Raw genomic sequence first — 21,460 nt, forward strand, 5'->3', positions numbered from 1 at the left:
TCTCCTGATCGATGGCACTTGGGCCCTGGGCTAGAGCTCCAGGGCCTGGTTGAACGGTACATGGAATTCCTGGCACAGGGCGTCCACGGCAGCGCGGGCGTTGTCGGTCACGTAGCCGAGCTCCAGCACCAGCACCTGATAGACGCCGCGTTTGAAAGCTTCTTCACCCAAATGCGCGGAATGTTCACGCGTGGTGCTGAGAAAACGCACCCACGATGTCAGCACGATCCAGGCATTGATGGTCAGCGACTCGATCTGTGCCGGCGCCATGGCCAGAATGCCCGCCTCGACAAAGCCTCGGTAGATCGCCTGGCCCTGGCGCAGGCAACGCTCGGAAAAACGCCGGTAACGGGCGGCCAGTTCGGCATCGCTGTCCAGCAGGTGCTCCAGGTCGCGGTGCAGGAAGCGGTAGTTCCACATGGCGGCCAGCAAGGCCTTGAGGTAGAAGCGCTTGTCCTCCACGGTGGCCGCGCGGCCTTGTGGCGGGCGCAGGAAGCTGTCCACCAACTCTTCATACTGGCTGAACAACAGGGCGATGATCGCCTGCTTGTTGGGGAAGTGGTAATACAGGTTGCCGGGCGAGATTTCCATGTGCGCGGCAATGTGGTTGGTACTGACGCTGCGTTCGCCCTGCTGGTTGAACAGCTCCAGGCTGTTCTGCACGATGCGCTCTCGGGTCTTCATGCGCGGGGCCATGCTCAGCTCCCAGTCTGCGGGCCTACTTCAAAGGGCCATCTTACGGCGTATTGCAGGTGGAATGCACCGTTCGAACGTGTGGAAAAATTCGCACCATCGTGCAAATTAGAGTATAGGCTCTAGAGATTCCCTGCCCGGACTCGACACCGCCATGAACTCGCCCAGTGCCTTGCCCCCTGTGCAATCCGACCTCGACCTTGCAGCGTTTTTCGCAGCCCAGCGCCAGGCCTTTGCAGGTAACCCCCTGCCACCGGCCGCCCAGCGCCGGCAATGGCTGAAAAGCCTGCGTGAAGCCCTGTTGGCCAGCCAGGATGAGCTGATCGAGGCCATCAGCGAGGACTTTACCGGACGCAGCGCCGACGAGACCTTGCTGGCCGAGTTGCTGCCCTCGATACAGGGCCTGCGCCACGCCGAAAAACACCTGCAGCGCTGGATGCGCGCCAGCCGGCGACGCGTTGGCCTGGCCTTCCAGCCAGCCAGCGCGCAGGTGCGATACCAACCGCTGGGGGTGGTCGGCATCATCGTGCCGTGGAACTACCCGCTATTCCTCGCCATCGGCCCGCTGACGTGCGCGCTGGCTGCCGGTAACCGGGTCATGCTCAAACTCAGCGAAGCCACACCCGCCAGTGGCCAGGCTTTGAAGCAAATACTGGAACGGGTATTCCCCTGCGACCTGGTCAGCGTGGTACTCGGCGAGGTCGAGGTGGGCCAGGCCTTCGCCCGCCTGCCCTTCGACCACCTGCTGTTCACCGGCGCCACCAGCGTGGGCCGCCAGGTGATGCTGGCTGCGGCGCAGAACCTGACGCCGGTCACCCTGGAACTGGGCGGCAAGTCGCCCGCCATCGTGTCGGACGACGTGCCCCTGGACACCGCCGCCGAGCGCATCGCCTTCGGCAAAACCCTCAACGCCGGCCAGACCTGCGTCGCCCCCGACTATGTGCTGGTGCCACGTGATCGGCTGGCGGCCTTCAGCGACGCCTACCAGCGCGCCGTTCAGCGCCTGTACCCGCGCGTCGCCGACAACCCTGACTACACCGCCATCATCAACCCGCGCCAGCTGCAGCGCTTGCAGCACCTGCTGGAGGATGCCCGCGCAAAAGGTGCGCAAGTGCTCGACCTGTACCCTGGCGAGCCCCGCCAAGGCCGACGCCTGCCACCACACCTGCTGCTGGAGGTGAGTGACGACATGCAGGTGATGCAGGACGAAATCTTCGGCCCGCTGCTGCCGCTGGTGCCCTACGACAGCCTCGACCAGGCGCTGGCCTACATCAACCAACGCCCGCGCCCGCTGGCGCTTTACTACTTCGGGTATGACCGGGCCGGGCAGGAACGCGTGCTGCGCCACACCCACTCCGGCGGCGTGTGCCTGAACGACACCCTGCTGCATGTGGCCCAGGACGACCTGCCCTTCGGCGGCATCGGCCCCTCGGGCATGGGCCACTACCATGGCCACGACGGTTTCCTGACCTTCAGCAAGGCCAAGGCCGTGCTGGCCAAGCAACGTTTCAACGCCGCGCGGCTGATCTACCCGCCTTATGGCAAAGCCTTGCAGCGCCTGGTCTACAAGCTGTTCATCCGCTGAGGGGCAGCCTATGCACCGTCGTGACCTGCTGCGTTTCAGCCTTGGTGCCAGCATCTTTCTGAGTGCAGCCGGCCTGGTCGGCTGCGCCGCGCAAACCAGCGCACAGGGTTACCAACTACTGCGCGACGACGACCTGCCACTGCTGCGTGCGCTGATCCCGGTGGTGCTGGCCGGCACGCTGGCCACCGATAAATCGGTGCTGCACAGCCTCGACCACAAGCTGGCGGCCTTGTCGCCGGAAATGCTCAAGCTCACCCGGCAACTGTTCGACGTGCTCAGCCTGCCGCTTACCCGTGGCCCGTTGACCGGCGTCTGGGGCGCCTGGGAACAGGCCAGCCCCACCCAAGTCACAGCCTTCCTGCAACGTTGGCAGGACAACTCACTGAACCTGCTGCGCATGGGCCACGCTTCATTGCTGCAGCTGCTGCAAATGGCCTGGTACGAACGCCCCGAGTCCTGGGCCGCCTGCGGTTACCCGGGCCCACCGAAAATCTGAAAACAACAAGAGCATCGCCAATGCCTGTAGCCGACCCGTTTCGCCAAGGCCTCGAACGCGGCTGGATCACCCATGACGCGTCACGCCTGGAGCACGACCTTTTGCTGGAGGCCGATATTGCCGTGATTGGCAGCGGTGCCGGCGGTGCCACCAGCGCACAAATGCTCAGCGCCGCCGGTTTCAAGGTGCTGCTGATCGAAGAAGGCCCGCTCAAGACCAGCAGCGACTTCCACCTGCTGGAGAGCGAAGCCTACGCCAGCCTGTACCAGGAGGGCCTGGGGCGCATGAGCAAGGATGGCGCCATCACCATCCTGCAAGGCCGCGCCGTTGGCGGCACCACGCTGGTGAACTGGACGTCGAGCTTTCGTACCCCGCCGCAGACGCTGGCCCACTGGGCCTCGGCACACGGCGTGAGCGGCCTGGGCGAAGATGACCTACGCCCCTGGTTCGAACGCACGGAGCAGGAACTGGGCATTACGCCATGGGCCATGCCACCCAATGCCAACAACGACGTACTGCGCCAAGGCTGCGAACAGTTGGGTTATCGCTGGGCGATTATCCCGCGCAACGTACGCGGCTGCTGGAACCTGGGCTACTGCGGCATGGGCTGCCCGGTGAATGCCAAGCAATCGATGTTGGTAACCCGTATTCCCGCCACCCTCGACCATGGCGGCGAACTGCTGTACCTGGCCCGGGCCGAGCGCTTCACCCACAACGGCGAGCGCATCCAGAGCCTCACATGCCAGGCCCTGGATGCCCGAGGCATACACCCCACCGGCAGGCAGGTCAGCGTCCGCGCGCGCCATTACCTGCTCGCTGGCGGCGGCATCAACAGCCCGGCCCTGCTGCTGCGTTCCGACGCACCGGACCCCCATGGTCGCCTGGGCAAGCGCACCTTCCTGCACCTGGTGAACTTCAGCGCTGCGCGCTTCAAGGACCGGATCGACCCCTACTATGGCGCCCCGCAGTCCATCTACAGCGACCACTTCCAGTGGCAAGGCGGCACGGATGGCCCGGTCGGCTACAAACTGGAAGTGCCGCCGTTGCACCCGGCCCTGGCCAGCACCCTGCTGGGTGGGCACGGACAGGAAAACGCCCAGCGTATGGCCGAGTTGCCGCACACCCATGTGATGTTGGCGCTGCTGCGCGATGGCTTCCACCCCGAGAGCCAGGGCGGTGCCGTGGAGCTGCGTGGCGATGTCTCACCGGTGCTCGATTACCCGGTCACCGACTACCTGCGCGACGGCTTGCGCCGCGCCTATCGCAGCATGGCGCAGATCCAGTTTGCCGCCGGCGCTACCCAGGTCACCCCCGTGCACAGCGATGCCAGCGCCACGTCCAGCCTGGAACAGGCCTTGGCCATGATCGACACGTTGCGCCTGGAACCCTTCCGCACACGCCTGGGCAGTGCCCATGTGATGGGGGGCTGTGCGCTGGGCGAAGACCCGCGCCAAGCGGTGTGTGACAGCCTGGGCCGTCACCACCAGCTGGAAAACCTGTCCGTCCACGACGGTTCGCTGTTCCCCACCAGCATCGGCGCCAACCCGCAACTCTCGGTGTATGCCATCAGCGCCAGGCTCACCGAAGCACTGGTCGCCCGCCTGGCACGCAACGCATGACAACGAATACGCCCCCTGTCTATAGTGCCATCAGCCGGCCGCATGACTTGGCCGGGGCGCCGTCGCTGCGCTACCATCCGACTCCCCAACGCACTCCAGCCAGGATGACGCGATGAACCGAGTGTTGTACCCGGGTACTTTCGACCCCATTACCAAAGGCCATGGCGACCTGGTCGAGCGCGCTTCGCGGCTGTTCGACCATGTGATCATCGCAGTGGCGGCCAGCCCGAAGAAAAACCCCCTGTTCCCGCTGGAACAACGGGTGGAGCTCGCCCGTGAGGTCACCAAGCACCTGCCCAATGTCGAAGTCATCGGCTTCTCTTCCCTGTTGGCGCATTTCGCCAAGGAACAGGGCGCCAACGTCTTCCTGCGTGGCCTGCGTGCCGTGTCCGACTTCGAGTACGAGTTCCAGCTGGCCAACATGAACCGGCAACTGGCCCCCGATGTCGAGAGCCTGTTCCTCACGCCTTCGGAACGTTATTCGTTCATTTCCTCGACGTTGGTCCGGGAAATTGCCGCACTGGGTGGGGATATCAGCAAATTCGTCCATCCGGTGGTGGCCGAGGCGCTGACCGAACGCTTCAAGAAGTAAGCCTGATCGCCTGATTGTCGCGCCCGCGTGCACTGCGGGCGCGAATGCGGCACAATTGTGCCCATTGCGTTGAACATGCCCGGGCGGTGAGCCCCGGCCGGAGTCCCCATGTCCCTGATCATCACCGACGATTGCATCAACTGCGACGTCTGCGAACCCGAGTGCCCGAACGAGGCCATCTCCCAAGGCGAAGAGATCTACGTGATCGACCCTAACCTGTGCACCCAGTGCGTGGGCCACTACGACGAGCCGCAGTGCCAGCAGGTCTGCCCGGTCGACTGCATCCCGCTGGATGAAGCCCACCCGGAAACCGAAGAACAGCTGATGGCCAAGTACCGCCGCATTACCGGCAAGGACTGACCATCACCAGGCAAAGGCCTCGCCCTTGCCTCAGCGCTGGCAACGCGGGCAGTACACGCTCGCCCGCTGCCCCAGCTTCACCTCGCGCAACTCCGTGCCACACACCTTGCACGGCTGCCCGCCGCGACCATAGACGAACAATTCCTGCTGGAAGTACCCCGGCTGCCCATCGCCCCCGATAAAGTCGCGCAGGGTGGTGCCCCCTTGCTCGATTGCCGCCGCCAGCACCCGCTTGATCTCGATCGCCAGCTTCAGGTAGCGCGCCCGGGAAATCCCGCCCGCCTCGCGGCGTGGATCAATCCCTGCGGCAAACAGTGCCTCGGTGGCGTAGATGTTGCCCACCCCCACCACCACTGCGTTGTCCATGATGAAGGGCTTGACCGCCATCGACCGCCCGCGCGACAACTGGAACAGGCGTTCGCCATCGAACAGGTCGGTCAACGGCTCTGGCCCAAGGCGTAGCAGCAGTTCGTGGTTCAGCGGGTCCAGGCTCCACAGCATGGCCCCAAAGCGGCGCGGGTCGGTGTAGCGCAGCATCAGCCCCGACTCCAGCTCGATATCGACATGTTCATGCTTGGCCGCCGGCAAGCCCAGCTCGACCAGCCGCAGGTTGCCCGACATGCCAAGGTGGCTTATCAACGTGCCGACTTCGGCGTTGATCAACAGGTACTTGGCACGGCGCTCAACGCTGACAATGCGCTGCCCCGACAGGCGTACATCCAGGTCTTCCGGAACGGGCCAGCGCAGGCGCCGGTCGCGCACCACCACACGGCTGACGCGTTGGCCTTCCAGGTGCGGCGCAATACCGCGCCGGGTGGTTTCTACTTCTGGCAATTCCGGCATGTGTCAGTGCCCGCCCAGCTCGCGAATGTTCTGCTTGAGGTTTTCGAAATCGTATTCCGACAACCCAATGTAATCGAGCACCAGCGGGCCCACCACATTCCATTCATGGTCCACCGCCTGGTTGCCCAGCACCCGGTAGGACGCGCAAATGTGCTCGGCCATCTTCAACACCGCCAGCAGGTTTTTCAGCTGGCTCTGGGTATTGCGCGAACTCTCGTCGCGAAACACCGCCAAGGCGTTATGGTGGTTGGCGATGGCCGCGCTAAGGTGCTCGGGCAGGCGCCAGGACTTGGCGGTGAAATAGCCGACCACCGAATGGTTGGTGTTGAACGTATGGTTTTCAGTATCGACCACGCGCGTTTCTTCGCCGGCCTTGGCGTAGGCCTCCTCCAGCACCTCCATGTAATTGGGGAAGCGCTTGAGCATCAAAGGCACGCCGCAGTCATGAAACAAGCCCAGAGTGTACGCCTCGTCCGCAGCCTGGATACCGGTGCGCTTGGCCAGGGTCAGGCAGGTGTTCGCCACGTCCTGGGCGGTATCCCAGAAGCGGTTGAGGGTAACGATGGTCTCGTCGCTCATCTCGCCCTTGATCGACTGGGCGTTGATCAGGTTGATGATCGAACGGCTGCCCAGCAGGTTCACCGCGCGCTGGATCGAGCCGATCTTGTTGGACAGGCCGAAGTGCGGCGAGTTAACCAGTTTGAGCAAGGCGCCGGAGAGGCCCGGGTCCTGGGAAATCAGCTTGGCGATGGTTTCCAGGTCCGGGTCAGGCATGTACTGCTCGAACTGCAGGTCAACCATGATCTGCGGTTGCGGCGGGATGGTGATGCCTTGCAAGGCTTGCTGGATCTGTTCGGCGCTGAGTTCTTGGGACATACGTGCACACTCGTTTAGGACGGGGGATTCTAACCCAGTTGAGTGCGCAAGCGCTTTGTCGCGCCTCGAACAGAAGTGCGGGCCAACAGGTTATACTCCCGCTCTTTTTTCCCGGAGCGACGTCATGTCCCTGCCCAGCCTTCGCCTCAAAGCCAATGCCGACCGCCGTCTGCGCGCCGGCCACCTGTGGGTCTACAGCAACGAAGTCGACGTCAGCGCGACCCCGCTGCAAGGCTTCCAGGCCGGTCAGCAGGCTGTTCTCGAGGCAGCCAACGGCAAGCCTCTGGGCATCGTTGCACTCAGCCCGAACAACCTGATCTGCGCCCGCTTGCTGTCGCGCGACATCAAGCTGCCGCTGGACAAGTCGCTGCTGGTTCACCGCCTGAACGTCGCCCTGTCGCTGCGCGAGCGCCTGTTCGACCAGCCGTGCTACCGCCTGGTCTATGGCGACTCCGACCTGCTGCCGGGCCTGGTGGTCGACCGCTTCTTCGACATCCTCGTGGTGCAGCTGGCCTCGGCCACCATGGAAGCGCACAAGGACGACGTAATCGCCGCCCTGGTTCAAGTGCTCAAGCCAAGCGGCATCCTGTTCAAGAACGACTCCGCCGCGCGTGATGCCGAAGGCTTGCAGCGCTATGTCGAAACCGTCTACGGCGAAGTACCGGACTGGGTGCCGCTGGAAGAGAACGGCGTCAAGTTCGAAGCCCCGGTGCGTGAAGGCCAGAAGACCGGCTGGTTCTACGACCACCGCATGAACCGTGCACGCCTGGCCCCCTATGTAAAAGGCAAGCGTGTACTCGACCTGTTCAGCTACATCGGTGGCTGGGGCGTGCAAGCGGGTGCATTCGGCGCCAGCGAAGTGTTCTGTGTCGATGCTTCGGGCTTCGCCCTGGATGGCGTGGAGCGCAACGCGGCACTCAACGGCATCAGCGAGAAACTGACCTGCATCGAAGGCGACGTGTTCGAGGCCCTGCGCGAACTGAAGGCCGCCGAAGAGCGCTTCGACGTGATCATTGCCGACCCACCCGCCTTCATCAAGCGCAAGAAAGACCTGAAGAACGGTGAAGCGGCCTACCGCCGCCTGAACGAGCAGGCCATGCGCATGCTGAGCAAGGACGGCATTCTGGTCAGTGCCTCGTGCTCGATGCACCTGCCCGAGGACGACCTGCACAACATCCTGCTGACCAGCGCCCGCCACCTGGACCGCAACATGCAGCTGCTCGAGCGCGGCGGCCAAGGCCCGGACCACCCGGTGCACCCGGCCATTGCCGAGACCCGCTACATCAAGAGCATCACCTGCCGCTTGCTGCCAAACAGCTGATCTCTGCTAAAAAGGGCCGCCCAGCGGCCCTTTCCTGCCGCAAACTCCCCGCCAACCATCCACATCTGCATTCCCTCGCCGCGCCAGCGGTGTAGAATCGGCCTATTCATCGCCAGTCATCCCCGGCGGGTTTATGAGCTCTGGCCAAGCACGCGGCGATCCCGCGCGGTCTTCGGCCTCATCCGTGCCAGTGGCAACCGGCCTGCGGCGCAAAGGACAAGAGAAGCTCACTCCCCTTTTTGTGACCTGATTAAGCCGCCAGGAGTGTTTCATGCCTGATTATCGTTCCAAGACTTCCACCCAAGGCCGCAACATGGCCGGCGCCCGTGCCCTGTGGCGCGCCACCGGGATGAAGGACGAAGACTTCAAGAAACCGATCATCGCCATCGCCAACTCGTTCACCCAGTTCGTCCCGGGCCACGTGCACCTGAAGGACCTGGGCCAGCTGGTTGCCCGCGAGATCGAGCGCGCCGGTGGCGTGGCCAAGGAATTCAACACCATCGCGGTCGATGACGGCATCGCCATGGGCCACGACGGCATGCTGTACTCGCTGCCAAGCCGCGAGATCATTGCCGACGCCGTGGAATACATGGTCAACGCCCACTGCGCCGACGCCATCGTGTGCATTTCCAACTGCGACAAGATCACCCCCGGCATGCTGATGGCCGCCCTGCGCCTGAACATCCCGGTGATCTTCGTTTCCGGCGGCCCGATGGAAGCCGGCAAGACCAAACTGGCCAGCCACGGCCTGGACCTTGTCGATGCCATGGTCATCGCTGCCGACTCCACGGCCTCCGACGAAAAAGTCGCCGAATACGAGCGCAGCGCCTGCCCGACCTGTGGTTCGTGCTCCGGCATGTTCACCGCCAACTCGATGAACTGCCTGACCGAAGCACTGGGCCTGGCCCTGCCGGGCAACGGTTCGACCCTGGCCACCCACGCCGACCGCGAGCAGCTGTTCCTCACCGCCGGCCGCACCATCGTCGAGCTGTGCAAGCGCTACTACGGCGAAAACGATGAGTCGGTGCTGCCGCGCAGCATCGCCAACTTCAAGGCGTTCGAAAACGCCATGATGCTCGACATCGCCATGGGCGGTTCGACCAACACCATCCTGCACCTGCTGGCCGCCGCCCAGGAAGGCGAGGTGGCGTTCGACCTGCGCGACATCGACCGCCTGTCGCGCAAAGTGCCGCAGCTGTGCAAAGTGGCGCCGAACATCCAGAAGTACCACATGGAAGACGTGCACCGCGCCGGCGGCATCTTCAGCATCCTCGGTTCGCTGGCCCGTGGCGGCCTGCTGCACACCGACCTGCCGACCGTGCACAGCCGCAGCATGGAAGAAGCCATCGCCAAATGGGACATCACCCAGACCGATGACGAAGCCGTGCACACCTTCTTCAAGGCAGGCCCTGCCGGCATCCCGACCCAGACCGCGTTCAGCCAGTCGACCCGTTGGGAAACCCTGGATGACGACCGCGAAAACGGCTGCATCCGCAGCTTCGAGCACGCTTATTCGCAAGAAGGCGGCCTGGCCGTGCTGTACGGCAACATCGCCCTCGACGGTTGCGTGGTGAAAACCGCCGGTGTCGACGAGTCGATCCACGTGTTCGAAGGCACCGCGAAAATCTTCGAAAGCCAGGACAGCGCCGTACGCGGCATCCTCGCTGACGAAGTGAAGGCCGGCGACATCGTGATCATCCGCTACGAAGGCCCGAAAGGCGGCCCGGGCATGCAGGAAATGCTGTACCCGACCTCGTACCTGAAGTCCAAAGGCCTGGGCAAGGCCTGCGCCCTGCTCACCGACGGCCGCTTCTCGGGTGGTACCTCGGGCCTGTCGATCGGCCACGCCTCGCCAGAAGCTGCTGCGGGTGGCGCCATCGGCCTGGTGCGTGACGGCGACAAGGTGCTGATCGACATCCCTAACCGTTCGATCAACCTGCTGGTCAGCGACGAAGAGCTGGCCGAACGCCGCGTCGAACAGGACAAGAAGGGCTGGAAGCCTGCCGAAGTACGCCCACGCAAGGTGACCACCGCGCTGAAGGCCTATGCCCTGCTGGCGACCAGTGCCGACAAGGGTGCTGTGCGCAACAAGGCTATGTTGGAAGGCCTGTAAGAAGCGTCTGAAAACACCAACCGGCGCCCCGTGCGCCGGTTTTTTTTGCTTTTCTGCTCCCATACTGCCTAAAAAGCAGCCTTAGGGGGCAATGGCAGCCATGAGCTGGAAAAGCCTGCTGTACAGCGTGACCATAGGGTACGTATGCCTGGTACCCACCTCTACCCAAGGTCAGGAGCGTGCAATGACCGGAGCCATCAGTTTCAGGGGCTCGGTACATGTACCTGGTTGTCGCCATGCCTGGGATGCCGAACAAGGGCGTTTGGTTTTTACGGATTGCCCCAGCGCCATCCCCCCATCAAACGCACCTCCTGCCCATTTGCAAGCCAAGAACATTTTCTCTGGCGAGTACGCCACGGTCATTCATCAAGAGACCCAGGCCGGTCACACGTTTGCCATCCACGACCGCTACGGCAAACGTGTTTCCAGCGGCAGTTATCGAATCACGGTACACGTACCATGAGCCTACTGAATCTGCTCCGGCGTCACGATCACCCAGTTCTTGTCCGCCGTCACCGGCAACCCTTCCTTGGCCTGAGCGGCGGCATTTCTGGCAATCATGCCATTGAGCTGGTCCATGTATTTGGCCTTGCGGTTTATCCACAGGTGGATGCCGCCCTTGCCCACATCCACCCCATGAAACTGCATGTAGCCATCACTGGTTGGCGTGTCGCCGCCCACCAGCACCGGCTTCTTCCATTCATCGATGTAGGTGAGGATCGCCGCCTGCTTGCCCGCCATCCAGGTGGCCGGGGTCCACAGGTACGGGGTCAGTTCCAGCCCTTCGTTGGCCTTGGCGTCATAGTGCCCGGCGCTGATCTGCTTGCGTGCCGTGGTCAGCTGGCCATTGGCGCGGTCCTTGAGCAGCAGGCTCACGCCAATCACGTTCTGCGGCTTCACGTTGTAGCCGTACTTGGGGTCTGACGCGACCATGCGCACCAGCTCTTCCGAAGCCGCCGAGATCACGTACACCTCGATGCCGTTCTCCATCAGCTTGTTGTAAAGCTCGGCCTGGCCCTTGAAGACCTTGGGTGGCTGTACCTCAATAGTCTTGACTTGGTCGCCTTCGTAGTAAGTGCTGGGGATCGGCTTGGTAGAAGCCATCAGCTCATCCACCTGCACCTTCAGCTCCTTCAGGGTAAAGCCCGAGAACACCTGAGCCACCCACGGATAGCAGACCATGTCGTCAACTTCGCACAACCGGTAGTAGTAGCTGAACAGGCTTTCCTTGTGCTCGGCGGTGTCCTTGAACGGCATCAGCTTCAACGACGGCTCAAGCTTGTCGCGGCTCAGCAGCCCCTTGTTTTCCATGAATGGCAGCAGGGCCTCTTCCAGGTCATAGCGGTAGCTGGTGTTGTCCATGTCGAACACCGCGTAATTACCTTTGTTGGCATTCGCGGCAATCATGCTGTCGAGCTGTTTGGCTGCTTCTGCAGGCCAATGCTTGAGCTCGGTGGCGAAGGTTTCGATACTGAACAGCAGGGACAGGCCGAGGGCCACGGTTTTAGGGGCGCGCTTCATGTACGAATCTCCTGAAATGACCCGGAAACGCTAGTGCAACATTCCCCGCCAACGGCCCTCGATAACGACCTCCATGCAGCTGCAAACGCCGTGTTCATTGCAATCTGCGACACGTCGTTATTCCATAAACGACTATGCACATTCCATTTGGATATAAATTCGTTTGTTTTCAGCCTGTTAGCATTTCCGTTCGCAATCGCTCACAGAGGCGATGCTTCCTTTGCTTTTTTTCGCTGGAGCTTCAATGAACCTGCCGCTGTCTCTTAACCTGCTGGCGTTCCTGGCCCTGCTGCTGGGCCTGGCACAAACCCGCCGCACCGACTGGAGCCTGGCCAAGAAAGTGCTGCTGGGCCTGGTGCTGGGTGTGCTCTTCGGCCTTGCCCTGCACACGGTCTACGGCGCTGGCCACCCGGTGCTCAAGGCCACCATCGCCTGGCTCGACCTGGTCGGCAACGGCTATGTCGGCCTGTTGCAGATGATCGTCATGCCGCTGATCTTCGCCTCGATCCTCAGCGCCGTGGCACGCCTGCACAATGCCTCTTCGCTGGGCCGCATCAGCGTGCTGAGCATCGGCACCCTGCTGCTGACCACCGCCATTGCCGCGCTGATCGGCATCGTGCTGACCAACCTGTTCGGCCTCAGCGCCGAAGGCCTGGTGGCCGGCGCCCAGGAAAGCGCACGCATGCTGGTTATCCACAGCGACTATGCCGGCAAGGTCGCCGACCTCAACATCCCGCAACTGCTGCTGTCGTTCATCCCCAGCAACCCGGTGGGTGACCTGGCGCGGGCCAAGCCGACTTCGATCATCAGCGTGGTGATCTTTGCCGTGTTTATCGGCCTGGCGGCCTTGCAGCTGATCAAGGACGATGCCGAGAAAGGCGAACGTGCCCTGTCGGCCATCGACACCCTGCAAGCCTGGGTGATGCGCCTGGTGCGGGTGGTGATGAAACTGACCCCATATGGCGTGCTGGCGTTGATGACCAAGGTCGTGGCCAGCTCGAACATGGAAGACATCCTCAAGCTGGGTAGCTTCGTGGTGGTGTCGTACCTGGGCCTGGCGCTGATGTTCGTGGTGCACGGCATCATCCTCGCCGCCACTGGCGTGAGCCCGCTGCGCTTCTTCCGCAAGGTGTGGCCGGTGCTGACCTTCGCCTTCACCAGCCGCTCCAGCGCCGCCAGCATTCCGTTGAACATCGAGGCGCAAACCCGTCGCCTGGGCGTGCCGCAATCCATCGCCAGCTTCAGCGCCTCGTTCGGCACCACCATTGGCCAGAACGGTTGCGCCGGCCTCTACCCAGCCATGTTGGCGGTGATGGTGGCGCCGGCGGTAGGCATCGATACCTTCGACCCGCTGTGGATCGCCACCCTGGTGGCCATCGTCACCCTGAGTTCGGCAGGGGTTGCCGGCGTGGGCGGCGGGGCCACCTTTGCTGCATTGATCGTGCTGCCGGCCATGGGCTTGCCGGTGGAACTGGTGGCGCTGCTGATTTCGGTGGAGCCGCTGATCGACATGGGCCGTACGGCATTGAACGTGAACGGTTCGATGACGGCGGGCGTGGTGACCAGTCAGTTGTTGAAAGAGACCGACAAGGCTGTGCTGGCGGGCGATGAGCATGCCGAGTTGAGCCATACCTGACGGATCACCCGGGGCTGCCATACAGCCCCAATATCCCGTAACGCAATGGCATGGGAAGTGGGCAACAGGCGGCTGGCAGCATCGCTATACTGCTAGCTCGCCTTAGCGAACACTCCGAGGGAAAGGCAACACCCATGCCCCAGTACGACATGACCCAGGCCGAAGCCGAAAAGCTTCGCATTGAGGTGGCCAAGATTCGCGTCGAAGTCGACAAACTGATGGCCGAGACACGCAAGCTGAATGCCGAGGCCGTCAAGATGACCCGCGAGACCTTCTGGTACCCGGTTGCCATCGCCGTCGGTTTCGTCACCACGGTGGCGACGGTGACCGCACTGATCATCAAGCTGCTCAGCTGAGCACCACCGCCCACCTTGCGCTGCTTGCCGGCGATGGGCTGCACAGCAGCCCCGGCAATCTCAAACCTTGTCCCATACCTCGAAGTGGTAAGCCGGCTTACCCGCTTCCACCTGGGCCTGGCTCGACGCCAGCGTCCACTGTCCCTCATCAAACGCAGGAAACCAAGCATCTCCTTCCGGTGCCATTTCCACCCGCGTCAGGTACATGCGGCTGACCAGCCCTTTCTCCAGCGCCTGCCCATACAGCTGCGCCCCGCCGATCAGCATCAGCTCATCAACGCCTTGCTCACGCGCCCACTGTTCGGCCCGCACCAGCGCCTCTTCAAGCGACGCGAACACCTCGGCGCCAGCCAGCTCAAGCCCCGGCTGGCGGCTGACGACGATGTTCAACCGCCCGGGCAGTGGCCGCCCCAGCGAGTCCCAGGTCTTGCGCCCCATGACGATCGGCTTGCCCAGGGTGGTGGCCTTGAAGTATTTGAAATCCCCCGGCAAATGCCAGGGCATGGAGTTGTCGATGCCGATCACGCGGTTTTCAGCGTATGCCGCGATCAGGCTGAGGGGGAGTGATGTATTCATGCCAGCGAGGATAGCACCGGGCGTGTGGGTTATGCTTCTGCCCTGACCTGTGCAATGGAAGACCTTGTGACTGCACCCACTTCACTGGACAAGCGCTGGCTCACCGAAGCGGTACGCCTGCGTGAAGAACATGCCGGCCCTCTGGAAGACCAGGAGGCCAACCGCCGCGCCCGCCAACTGGGCGGCGACCTGGCGGCCCGTATCGAAACCCGTGCGCTGTGCCTGGCCGAACGCGACGGCATGACTGTCGCCTTGCACCACTGGAAGCAGGGTGCGCGCCTGGCGCTGCTGGCCTTGTTGCTGCTGGCCGTGCTCAGCGGCGCAGGCATGGCGCTGGCCGCCCTGGGCGATGGGCAACGGCCGGTCAACGTATTCTGGGCCTTGGGCAGTCTGCTCGGGCTGAACCTGCTGATGCTGCTGGGCTGGGCCGTCGGCTTTGCCATCAGTGGAGACCACGGCACGGGGCTGGGCCGCCTGTGGCTATGGCTTAGCGAACGCCTTGCCCGCGATGCCAAGGCCGCGCACCTGGCACCTGCACTGCTGGTGCTGCTGCAACGCCAGCGCCTCAACCGCTGGTTGCTCGGCCTGCTGGTACACGGCCTGTGGCTGCTGGCGATGCTCACCGCGCTGGGCATGCTGCTGGCCTTGCTGGCTACCCGGCGTTATGGCTTTGTCTGGGAAACCACGCTGCTTGCCGCCGACCCGTTCATCCACCTGACCCAGGCGCTGGGCGCCCTGCCCTCGCTGCTGGGCTTTGCCGTACCCGACGAGGCCATGATCCGCGCCAGCGGCGACACCTTGCCCGCGCTGGACCTGGCCCGCCAGGCCTGGGCCAGCTGGCTGCTTGGCGTAGTGCTGGTGTATGGCCTGCTGCCGCGCTTGCTGCTGGCCGCGTTGTGCCTGTGGCGCTGGCGCCAGGGCCGCGAGCGCCTGACGCTGGACCTTAGCCTGCCCGGCTACGCGCACCTGCGTGATGCGCTCATGCCCCGCAGCGAGCGCATCGGCGTGCAGGACGCGGCCCCCGAGGCCTTGCCACAGTTTGCCGCCGGCCAGCTGGAAAGCGGCAGCAGCGGTGCCCTGCTGGTCGGCCTGGAACTGGACGACCAGCGCCCCTGGCCGCCCGCCCTGCCCAAAAACGTGATCGATGCCGGTGTGCTCGACAGCCGCGAATCGCGCAACCGCCTGCTTGAACAACTTGGCCGCTTCCCGCCTGCTCGCCTGGCCATCGCCTGCGACCCACGGCGCTCACCCGACCGCGGCAGCCTGGCGCTGCTCGCCGAACTGGCGCGCAATGCCGGTGCGACTCGAATCTGGCTATTACAGGCCGCGCCTGGTCAGGCGCTCGATGCCCAGCGCCTGGGTGACTGGCACGAAGCCCTCGACCGCCTTGGCCTGGCGCACGCCGACACCTCGCCATTGACCTGGCTGGAGCATGGCCATGACTGAGCCGCTGAAACTGGCCGTGGTCGGCCACACCAACGTCGGCAAGACCTCGCTGCTGCGCACCCTCACCCGTGACGTCGGCTTTGGCGAAGTCTCCCACCGCCCCAGCACCACCCGCCATGTGGAAGGTGCGCGCCTGTCGGTGGACGGCGAACCCTTGCTGGAGCTGTACGACACACCGGGCCTGGAAGATGCCATCGCCTTGCTCGACTACCTCGAACGCCTGGAGCGCCCGGGCGAGCGCCTGGACGGCCCGGCCCGCCTGGAGCGGTTTCTGCAGGGCAGCGAGGCACGCCAGCGTTTCGAGCAGGAGGCCAAGGTGCTGCGCCAGCTGCTGGCCAGCAATGCCGGCCTGTACGTGATCGATGCGCGTGAGCCGGTGTTGGCCAAATACCGCGACGAGCTGGAAGTGCTGGCCAGCTGCGGCAAGCCGTTGCTGCCGGTGCTCAACTTCGTCGCCAGCCACCAGCACCGCGAGCCGCAATGGCGTGAAGCCCTGGCCCGGCTTGGGCTTCACGCGTTGGTGCGGTTCGACAGCGTGGCCCCGCCCGAGGATGGCGAGCGGCGTTTGTATGAGAGTTTGGCCCTGTTGCTGGAAGACGCCCGCCCGGCCCTGCAGCGGCTGATCGACGACCAGCAGGCGCAGCGCCTGGCCCGCCAGCACAGTGGCAAGCGCCTGATCGCCGAGCTGCTGCTGGACTGCGCGGCCTGCCGGCGCAGTGTCGAGGCTGAGCCGGCGGCCGAAGCCCGGGCCATCGAAGCGCTACGCCGGGACATACGTCAGCGGGAGCAGCGCTGCGTCGAGGCACTGCTCAAACTGTATGCCTTCCGCCGCGAAGACGCCCATGCCAGCGACCTGCCTTTGCTGGATGGCCGCTGGGGTGACGACCTGTTCAACCCCGAAACCCTGAAGCTGCTGGGCGTACGCCTGGGCAGCGGTGTGGCGGCCGGGGCGGCCGCCGGTGCCGGGGTTGATTTGCTGGTTGGCGGCCTTACCCTCGGTGCAGCGGCCTTGGCAGGTGCAATTGCCGGTGGCGCGCTGCAGACGGCACGCAACTATGGTTCGCGGTTGATGAGCAAGCTAAAGGGCAAACGCGAGCTGACCGTGGACGACACGGTATTGCGCTTGCTGGCCTTGCGTCAGCAGCAGTTGATGGTTGCGCTGGACAACCGCGGGCATGCGGCGCAGGACAGCATCAGGCTGGGAGAGCTGGATGAAAAGGCCTGGCGCGAGGGCAAACTGCCAGAGGCGCTGGTCAAGGCGCGGGCACATCCGCAGTGGTCCACCCTCAATCCAGGGGCGAAGCTGAATCAGGCTGAACGGCAGGAACAGCTGGAGGCGCTGGTTTCACAATTTTGAGTGAGCAGGTCTGGCCTCTTCGCGGGCAAGCCCGCTCCCACAGGTACTGCACAGCATTCAGCCCTGTGGTGATCCTGTGGGAGCGGGCTTGCCCGCGAAGAGGCCGCCCCTGCAAAGTGCTGGTTACTGCTGAGCCACCTTCTCCGACTTGCCGTCATAACGCTTGCGCCATTCAGCCAGAATCTGGTCGCGATTCTTCGAGGCCCAGGCAAAGTCGTTCTTGATCAGGCGCTGCTCATAGTCCGCTGGCAACTCGGTCTGCGGCTTAGCGATCCCCGGCGCAGCCAACACCGCGAAGTTCTCCTTGTACAACTCCATGGCCGCCGGACTGGCCGAGAAATCAGCCAAACGCTTGGCCGCATCCGCCTTGGGCGAGCCCTTGATCACCGCAGTCGCCTCGATCTCCCAACCCAGGCCTTCCTTCGGCAGCACGATGTCCAGCGGCGCGCCCTGGCGCTTGAGCTGCACGGCCGGGTATTCGAACGAGATACCGATCGGGAACTCGCCCGCTGCCGCCAGCTTGCATGGCTTGGAGCCGGAGTGAACGTACTGCCCGATGTTCTGGTGCAACGCGTCCATGTAGGCCCAGCCCTGCGGCTCGCCGAAAGTCTGCAGCCAGGCGCTCACGTCGAGGAAACCGGTGCCGGACGAGGCCGGGTTGGGCATGACGATCTTGCCCTTGTATTCCGGCTTGGTCAGGTCCTGCCAGCTCACCGGTTTGCTCAGGCCCTGCTTCTCGGCCTCAATGGTATTGAAGCAGATGGTCGCGGCCCACACGTCCATGCCCACCCAGGCCGGTGGGTTGGCGGCATCGCGGTAGTTGGCGGCGATCTTGCCCAGGTCTTTTGGCGCGTAGGCTTCAAGCATGCCGTTCTGGTCGAGAACGGCCAGGCTGGACGCCGCCAAGCCCCACACGGCGTCAGCTTGCGGGCGGTCTTTCTCGGCCAGCAGCTTGGCGGTGATGATGCCGGTGGAGTCGCGTACCCACTTGATCTCGATGTCCGGGTTGGCCTTTTCGAAGGCCTGCTTGTAGCTCTTCAGCTGTTCGGCTTCCAGGGCGGTGTAGACCGTCAGCTGGGTACCGGCGGCCGAAGCCTGCAGGCTGAACACGGCAGAAACGGCAGCGGCAAGTGCAAGGTGCTTGTACATGGGTAGGTTCCTTACAAGTCAGACGGTCGCGGCGCGTTGGCGCCAGGCTTGGGAGCGGCGCAGCAGGCCGCGTGAGGCTGCGGCCAGCAGCAGTGAAGCGCCGGCACTGGTCAGCAGAATCAGGGTGGACATGGCAGCAGCACCCCCCACGTTGCCGGCGTCGTCCATGTTCAGCACGGCGACGGCGGCCAGAATGGTGTCGGGGCTGTACAGGAAGATCGCCGCCGACACGGTGGTCATGGCCGACACGAACAGGTAGCGGATGATGTCCAGCAGTGCCGGCAGGCAAATCGGCACGGTCACCCGCACGAAGTGCTTGTACAGCGGTGCCTTCAGCGACAGCGCGGCGGCCTCGAACTCGCCGTCGAGCTGGCGCAGTGCCGTGGTTGCGGTCATCTGCGCGGTGGTCAGGTAGTGCGCAATGGTGCACACCACCAGCAGCCCCATGCCGCCATACAGCACATGCAGCGGGTTGCCGTTCAGGTTGAAGAAGAAGACGTAGCCCAGGCCCAGCACCAGGCCAGGTACAGCCATGGGGATGAAACTGAGCAGGCGCAGCATCTGGTTGAGCAGGCGCTGGCCCTGGGTTTTCTCCATCAGGTAAGCACCGGTGAAGATGACGACGCTGCCGATCAGCGCAGTGCCAATGGCCATGGTCACGCTGTTGCGATAAGCCAGCCAGCCGCCACCTGCGGTGTCTTCGAACATGTAATGGCGCAGCGACAACGACAGGTTGTACGGCCAGAAGGTGACCAGCGAGGAATACACCGCCATGCCGATCACCAGCAGCAACGCCGCGCACACCAGCAGCACGATGGCCAGGAAGCAGGCATCTCGGCTGCGCGATGGCTTGGGCTCGAACACCTGGGCACGGCCGCTCATGGCTTCGCCCTGGCGCCGACGCAGCCAGGCATCGACCGTGAAGCTGAACAGTGCCGGCAGCAGCAGCACCATGCCGATCAACGCGCCACGGCCGAACTGCTGCTGGCCCACCACCGCCTTGTAGGCCTCCAGCGCCAGTACCTGATAGTCACCACCGACCACGACCGGTACACCAAAGTCGGTGATGGTCAGGGTGAACACCAGGCAGAACGCCGCGAATACCGCTTGCCGCGTGGCTGGCCAGGTGATGCTGGTAAACGCCCGGCACGGGCCGGCGCCCATGCTGGAGGCCGCATCGAACAGCCGGGCATCGGCCAACGACAGCGCCGACAGCAGGATCATCAGCGCATGCGGGAAGGTGTAGATAGCCTCGCCCAGCACGATGCCCCAGAAGCCGTAAATGTTGTCGCTGAGCAACCCGCGCAGCAGCCCCTGGTTACCGAACAGGTAGACCAGCGCGATGGCCGGCAGCATCGACGGCGCCAGCAGCGGCAGCAGGGAAATCCCCCGCCATACGCCCTTGCCCGGGATCCGCGTGCGTTGCAGCGCATAGGCGAACAGGTACGCCAGCGGCACCACGATGGCCGCCACGGTGAACGCCACCGACAGGCTGTTGCCCAGCAACCAGTGGAAGTTGTCGCTGGCGAACAGTTCGCGGGCTGCCAGCAGGCCGCCACCCTGGCCCGCGTCAGCGCTGAAGCCACGCCAGAAAATCGCCAGCAGTGGCATCAGCACAGCCAGCACCAGAAGGATCAGCAGCAGGCTCTTGCCGCCGACGACGAACAACCGGTCACCCAGGGCGACGCCAGTACGTGGCGCGGCGTTGGCCTGGCTCAGCGGCAGGGACATTGGCGCGGCCATCTCAGGCAAACACCTGCAGGCTCTGCGGCGGCAGGGCCACCCAGATGTCCTGCGAGCCCAGGCGCGGCATGGCCTCGGGGGCCAGTTCAGCCAGCAGGGCATGGCCAGGCAGGGCTTTGAGTTCGAAGCTCATGCGGCAGCGGTTACCCAGGAACGTAATCTCGTGGACCATGGCCGGGAACAGGTTTTCCTCGTGCACCATCGGGTTGACCGTGATTGCCTCCGGGCGGCAGAACAACCGGCCGCTGCTGGCCTGGGCCGAGCCCGGCGCCAGACGCATGCTCATGGCGCCGACCTGGGCATGGCTGTCACCGTTGCGCTGGAACGGCAGCCAGTTGCCCTGGCCAACGAACTCGGCGACGAACGGTGTGGCCGGCTGGTCGTAGATTTCCTGTGGGGTGGCGTACTGCTCAACCTGGCCGTTGTTCATCACCGCAATACGGTCAGCCATCAGCATGGCCTCGTCCTGATTGTGGGTGACCATCAAGGTGGTAATGCCCAGTTGGCGTTGCAGCTGGCGCAGTTCGGTGCACAAGTGCTCGCGCACCCGTGCGTCCAGCGCCGACATGGGCTCATCGAGCAGCAACAGCGAGGGTGACGGTGCCAGCGCACGGGCCAGGGCCACGCGTTGCTGCTGGCCACCGGAGAGCTGGCCGGGGTACTTCTTCTCGCTGCCAGAAAGGCCTACCAGTTCAAGCATTTCAGCCACCCGCTGACGGGCCTGCTCGCGGCCACTGCCAGTCAGGCCATAGGCAATGTTGGCCTCGACGGTGAGGTTGGGGAACAGCGCATAGGACTGGAACAGGATGCCGTAATCACGGGCCTGGGGCGGCAGCTCGGAAATATCGCGCTCGCCGATGTACAGCGTGCCGCGGTCCTGGCGCTCCAGGCCGGCGATGCAGCGCAGCAGCGTGGTCTTGCCACAGCCGGACGGGCCGAGCAGGCACACCAGCTCGCCGGCGGCGATGTCCAGCGAGACATCGTTGAGCGCCGTAAAGGCACCAAAGCGCTTGTGGATATTGCGCACTTTCATCTGTGCGCCGGGGGTGGCGTGGTTCATGGCAGGGCCTCATCGAAGAGATGGGGCCATGCTAGGAAGGCTGTGCGAAGGTTCTGTGGCGTTTGGGCAAAAGTCGATGATAGTGATATAGGCAGATTTTGTAGTGGCCTGAGAGGGC

20 protein-coding genes are annotated in these 21,460 nt (G+C 64.0%); 12 read left to right on the forward strand and 8 right to left on the reverse strand.

The annotated features are described in order from the left end of the window. Positions 1 to 30: 30 nt before the first annotated feature. Complete coding sequence (locus tag N436_RS24500; RefSeq protein WP_019097917.1) at positions 31 to 696, reverse strand: TetR/AcrR family transcriptional regulator; 666 nt, start codon at positions 694 to 696, stop codon at positions 31 to 33. Between the two features lie 151 nt (positions 697 to 847). Between N436_RS24500 and N436_RS24505 the strand changes: the two genes are divergently transcribed. The 5 genes from N436_RS24505 (at position 848) to N436_RS24525 (ending at position 5,345) form a co-directional block, all read left to right on the forward strand. Next, a complete protein-coding gene (locus tag N436_RS24505) occupies positions 848 to 2,278 on the forward strand; it encodes a coniferyl aldehyde dehydrogenase (RefSeq protein ID WP_110742167.1) in 1,431 nt (476 codons plus the stop codon). Between the two features lie 10 nt (positions 2,279 to 2,288). After that, positions 2,289 to 2,774 (forward strand): twin-arginine translocation pathway signal protein, encoded by a 486-nt coding sequence (locus N436_RS24510; RefSeq protein ID WP_105946463.1) that lies wholly within the window; start codon positions 2,289 to 2,291, stop codon positions 2,772 to 2,774. A gap of 20 nt (positions 2,775 to 2,794) precedes the next feature. After that, positions 2,795 to 4,393 (forward strand): GMC family oxidoreductase, encoded by a 1,599-nt coding sequence (locus tag N436_RS24515; RefSeq protein WP_110742168.1) that lies wholly within the window; start codon positions 2,795 to 2,797, stop codon positions 4,391 to 4,393. Between the two features lie 112 nt (positions 4,394 to 4,505). Then, the gene (gene coaD, locus N436_RS24520) at positions 4,506 to 4,985 is read left to right on the forward strand and encodes a pantetheine-phosphate adenylyltransferase (protein WP_014861498.1); all 480 of its coding nucleotides are present in this window, start codon (positions 4,506 to 4,508) and stop codon (positions 4,983 to 4,985) included. A 108-nt stretch (positions 4,986 to 5,093) separates the two neighbouring features. Then, complete coding sequence (locus N436_RS24525; protein ID WP_016489663.1) at positions 5,094 to 5,345, forward strand: YfhL family 4Fe-4S dicluster ferredoxin; 252 nt, start codon at positions 5,094 to 5,096, stop codon at positions 5,343 to 5,345. A 30-nt stretch (positions 5,346 to 5,375) separates the two neighbouring features. On the opposite strand, the gene mutM is transcribed toward N436_RS24525, so the two are convergent. Next, positions 5,376 to 6,188 (reverse strand): bifunctional DNA-formamidopyrimidine glycosylase/DNA-(apurinic or apyrimidinic site) lyase, encoded by an 813-nt coding sequence (gene mutM / locus N436_RS24530; RefSeq protein WP_016712536.1) that lies wholly within the window; start codon positions 6,186 to 6,188, stop codon positions 5,376 to 5,378. 3 nt (positions 6,189 to 6,191) lie between these two features. Next, positions 6,192 to 7,010, reverse strand: a complete 819-nt coding sequence (locus tag N436_RS24535) for an HDOD domain-containing protein (protein WP_174244685.1) — start codon at positions 7,008 to 7,010, stop codon at positions 6,192 to 6,194. A gap of 178 nt (positions 7,011 to 7,188) precedes the next feature. Here N436_RS24535 and N436_RS24540 point away from each other — a divergent pair, with 178 nt between their 5' ends. The 3 genes from N436_RS24540 (at position 7,189) to N436_RS28440 (ending at position 10,961) form a co-directional block, all read left to right on the forward strand. After that, positions 7,189 to 8,385 carry a class I SAM-dependent rRNA methyltransferase gene (locus N436_RS24540; protein WP_060498080.1) on the forward strand — a complete coding sequence of 399 codons (1,197 nt, stop codon included), beginning with the start codon at positions 7,189 to 7,191 and terminating at the stop codon, positions 8,383 to 8,385. Between the two features lie 271 nt (positions 8,386 to 8,656). Further along, positions 8,657 to 10,498, forward strand: a complete 1,842-nt coding sequence (gene ilvD, locus N436_RS24545; protein WP_060544907.1) for a dihydroxy-acid dehydratase — start codon at positions 8,657 to 8,659, stop codon at positions 10,496 to 10,498. A 184-nt stretch (positions 10,499 to 10,682) separates the two neighbouring features. Beyond that, positions 10,683 to 10,961: a hypothetical protein gene (locus tag N436_RS28440; RefSeq protein ID WP_146232451.1), complete on the forward strand. Its 279-nt coding sequence runs from the start codon at positions 10,683 to 10,685 to the stop codon at positions 10,959 to 10,961. 2 nt (positions 10,962 to 10,963) lie between these two features. Here N436_RS28440 and N436_RS24550 read toward each other — a convergent pair whose 3' ends face one another. Then, positions 10,964 to 12,019, reverse strand: coding sequence for a haloacid dehalogenase-like hydrolase (locus tag N436_RS24550; protein ID WP_110742169.1), 1,056 nt, complete (start codon positions 12,017 to 12,019; stop codon positions 10,964 to 10,966). Between the two features lie 244 nt (positions 12,020 to 12,263). Here N436_RS24550 and N436_RS24555 point away from each other — a divergent pair, with 244 nt between their 5' ends. Next, positions 12,264 to 13,655 (forward strand): L-cystine transporter, encoded by a 1,392-nt coding sequence (locus N436_RS24555; protein WP_110742170.1) that lies wholly within the window; start codon positions 12,264 to 12,266, stop codon positions 13,653 to 13,655. 134 nt (positions 13,656 to 13,789) lie between these two features. Further along, positions 13,790 to 14,011: a hypothetical protein gene (locus N436_RS24560; protein ID WP_105946467.1), complete on the forward strand. Its 222-nt coding sequence runs from the start codon at positions 13,790 to 13,792 to the stop codon at positions 14,009 to 14,011. A gap of 60 nt (positions 14,012 to 14,071) precedes the next feature. Here the strand turns inward: N436_RS24560 and N436_RS24565 are convergent, their stop codons facing one another. Next, a complete protein-coding gene (locus N436_RS24565) occupies positions 14,072 to 14,587 on the reverse strand; it encodes a dihydrofolate reductase (protein WP_105946468.1) in 516 nt (171 codons plus the stop codon). Between the two features lie 54 nt (positions 14,588 to 14,641). Between N436_RS24565 and N436_RS24570 the strand changes: the two genes are divergently transcribed. Continuing rightward, the gene (locus tag N436_RS24570; RefSeq protein ID WP_110742171.1) at positions 14,642 to 16,033 is read left to right on the forward strand and encodes a DUF2868 domain-containing protein; all 1,392 of its coding nucleotides are present in this window, start codon (positions 14,642 to 14,644) and stop codon (positions 16,031 to 16,033) included. Beyond that, positions 16,026 to 17,390 (forward strand): GTPase/DUF3482 domain-containing protein, encoded by a 1,365-nt coding sequence (locus tag N436_RS24575; RefSeq protein WP_110742172.1) that lies wholly within the window; start codon positions 16,026 to 16,028, stop codon positions 17,388 to 17,390. Before N436_RS24570 ends, N436_RS24575 begins: the two co-directional genes overlap by 8 nt. A 123-nt stretch (positions 17,391 to 17,513) precedes the next feature. Here the strand turns inward: N436_RS24575 and N436_RS24580 are convergent, their stop codons facing one another. Genes N436_RS24580 through N436_RS24590 form a run of 3 tightly spaced genes read right to left on the reverse strand, consistent with a single transcriptional unit; the run spans position 17,514 to position 21,342 of the window. Then, entirely contained in the window at positions 17,514 to 18,539 is a 1,026-nt protein-coding gene (locus N436_RS24580) for a putative 2-aminoethylphosphonate ABC transporter substrate-binding protein (RefSeq protein ID WP_105946471.1), read from the reverse strand. Positions 18,540 to 18,557: 18 nt separating this feature from the next. Then, complete coding sequence (locus N436_RS24585) at positions 18,558 to 20,282, reverse strand: putative 2-aminoethylphosphonate ABC transporter permease subunit (protein ID WP_110742173.1); 1,725 nt, start codon at positions 20,280 to 20,282, stop codon at positions 18,558 to 18,560. A 1-nt stretch (position 20,283) separates the two neighbouring features. Beyond that, positions 20,284 to 21,342 carry a putative 2-aminoethylphosphonate ABC transporter ATP-binding protein gene (locus N436_RS24590; RefSeq protein ID WP_110742174.1) on the reverse strand — a complete coding sequence of 353 codons (1,059 nt, stop codon included), beginning with the start codon at positions 21,340 to 21,342 and terminating at the stop codon, positions 20,284 to 20,286. Positions 21,343 to 21,460 lie beyond the last annotated feature (118 nt).

Source organism: Pseudomonas sp. RV120224-01b, assembly GCF_003208145.1.
GTDB lineage: Bacteria > Pseudomonadota > Gammaproteobacteria > Pseudomonadales > Pseudomonadaceae > Aquipseudomonas > Aquipseudomonas monteilii.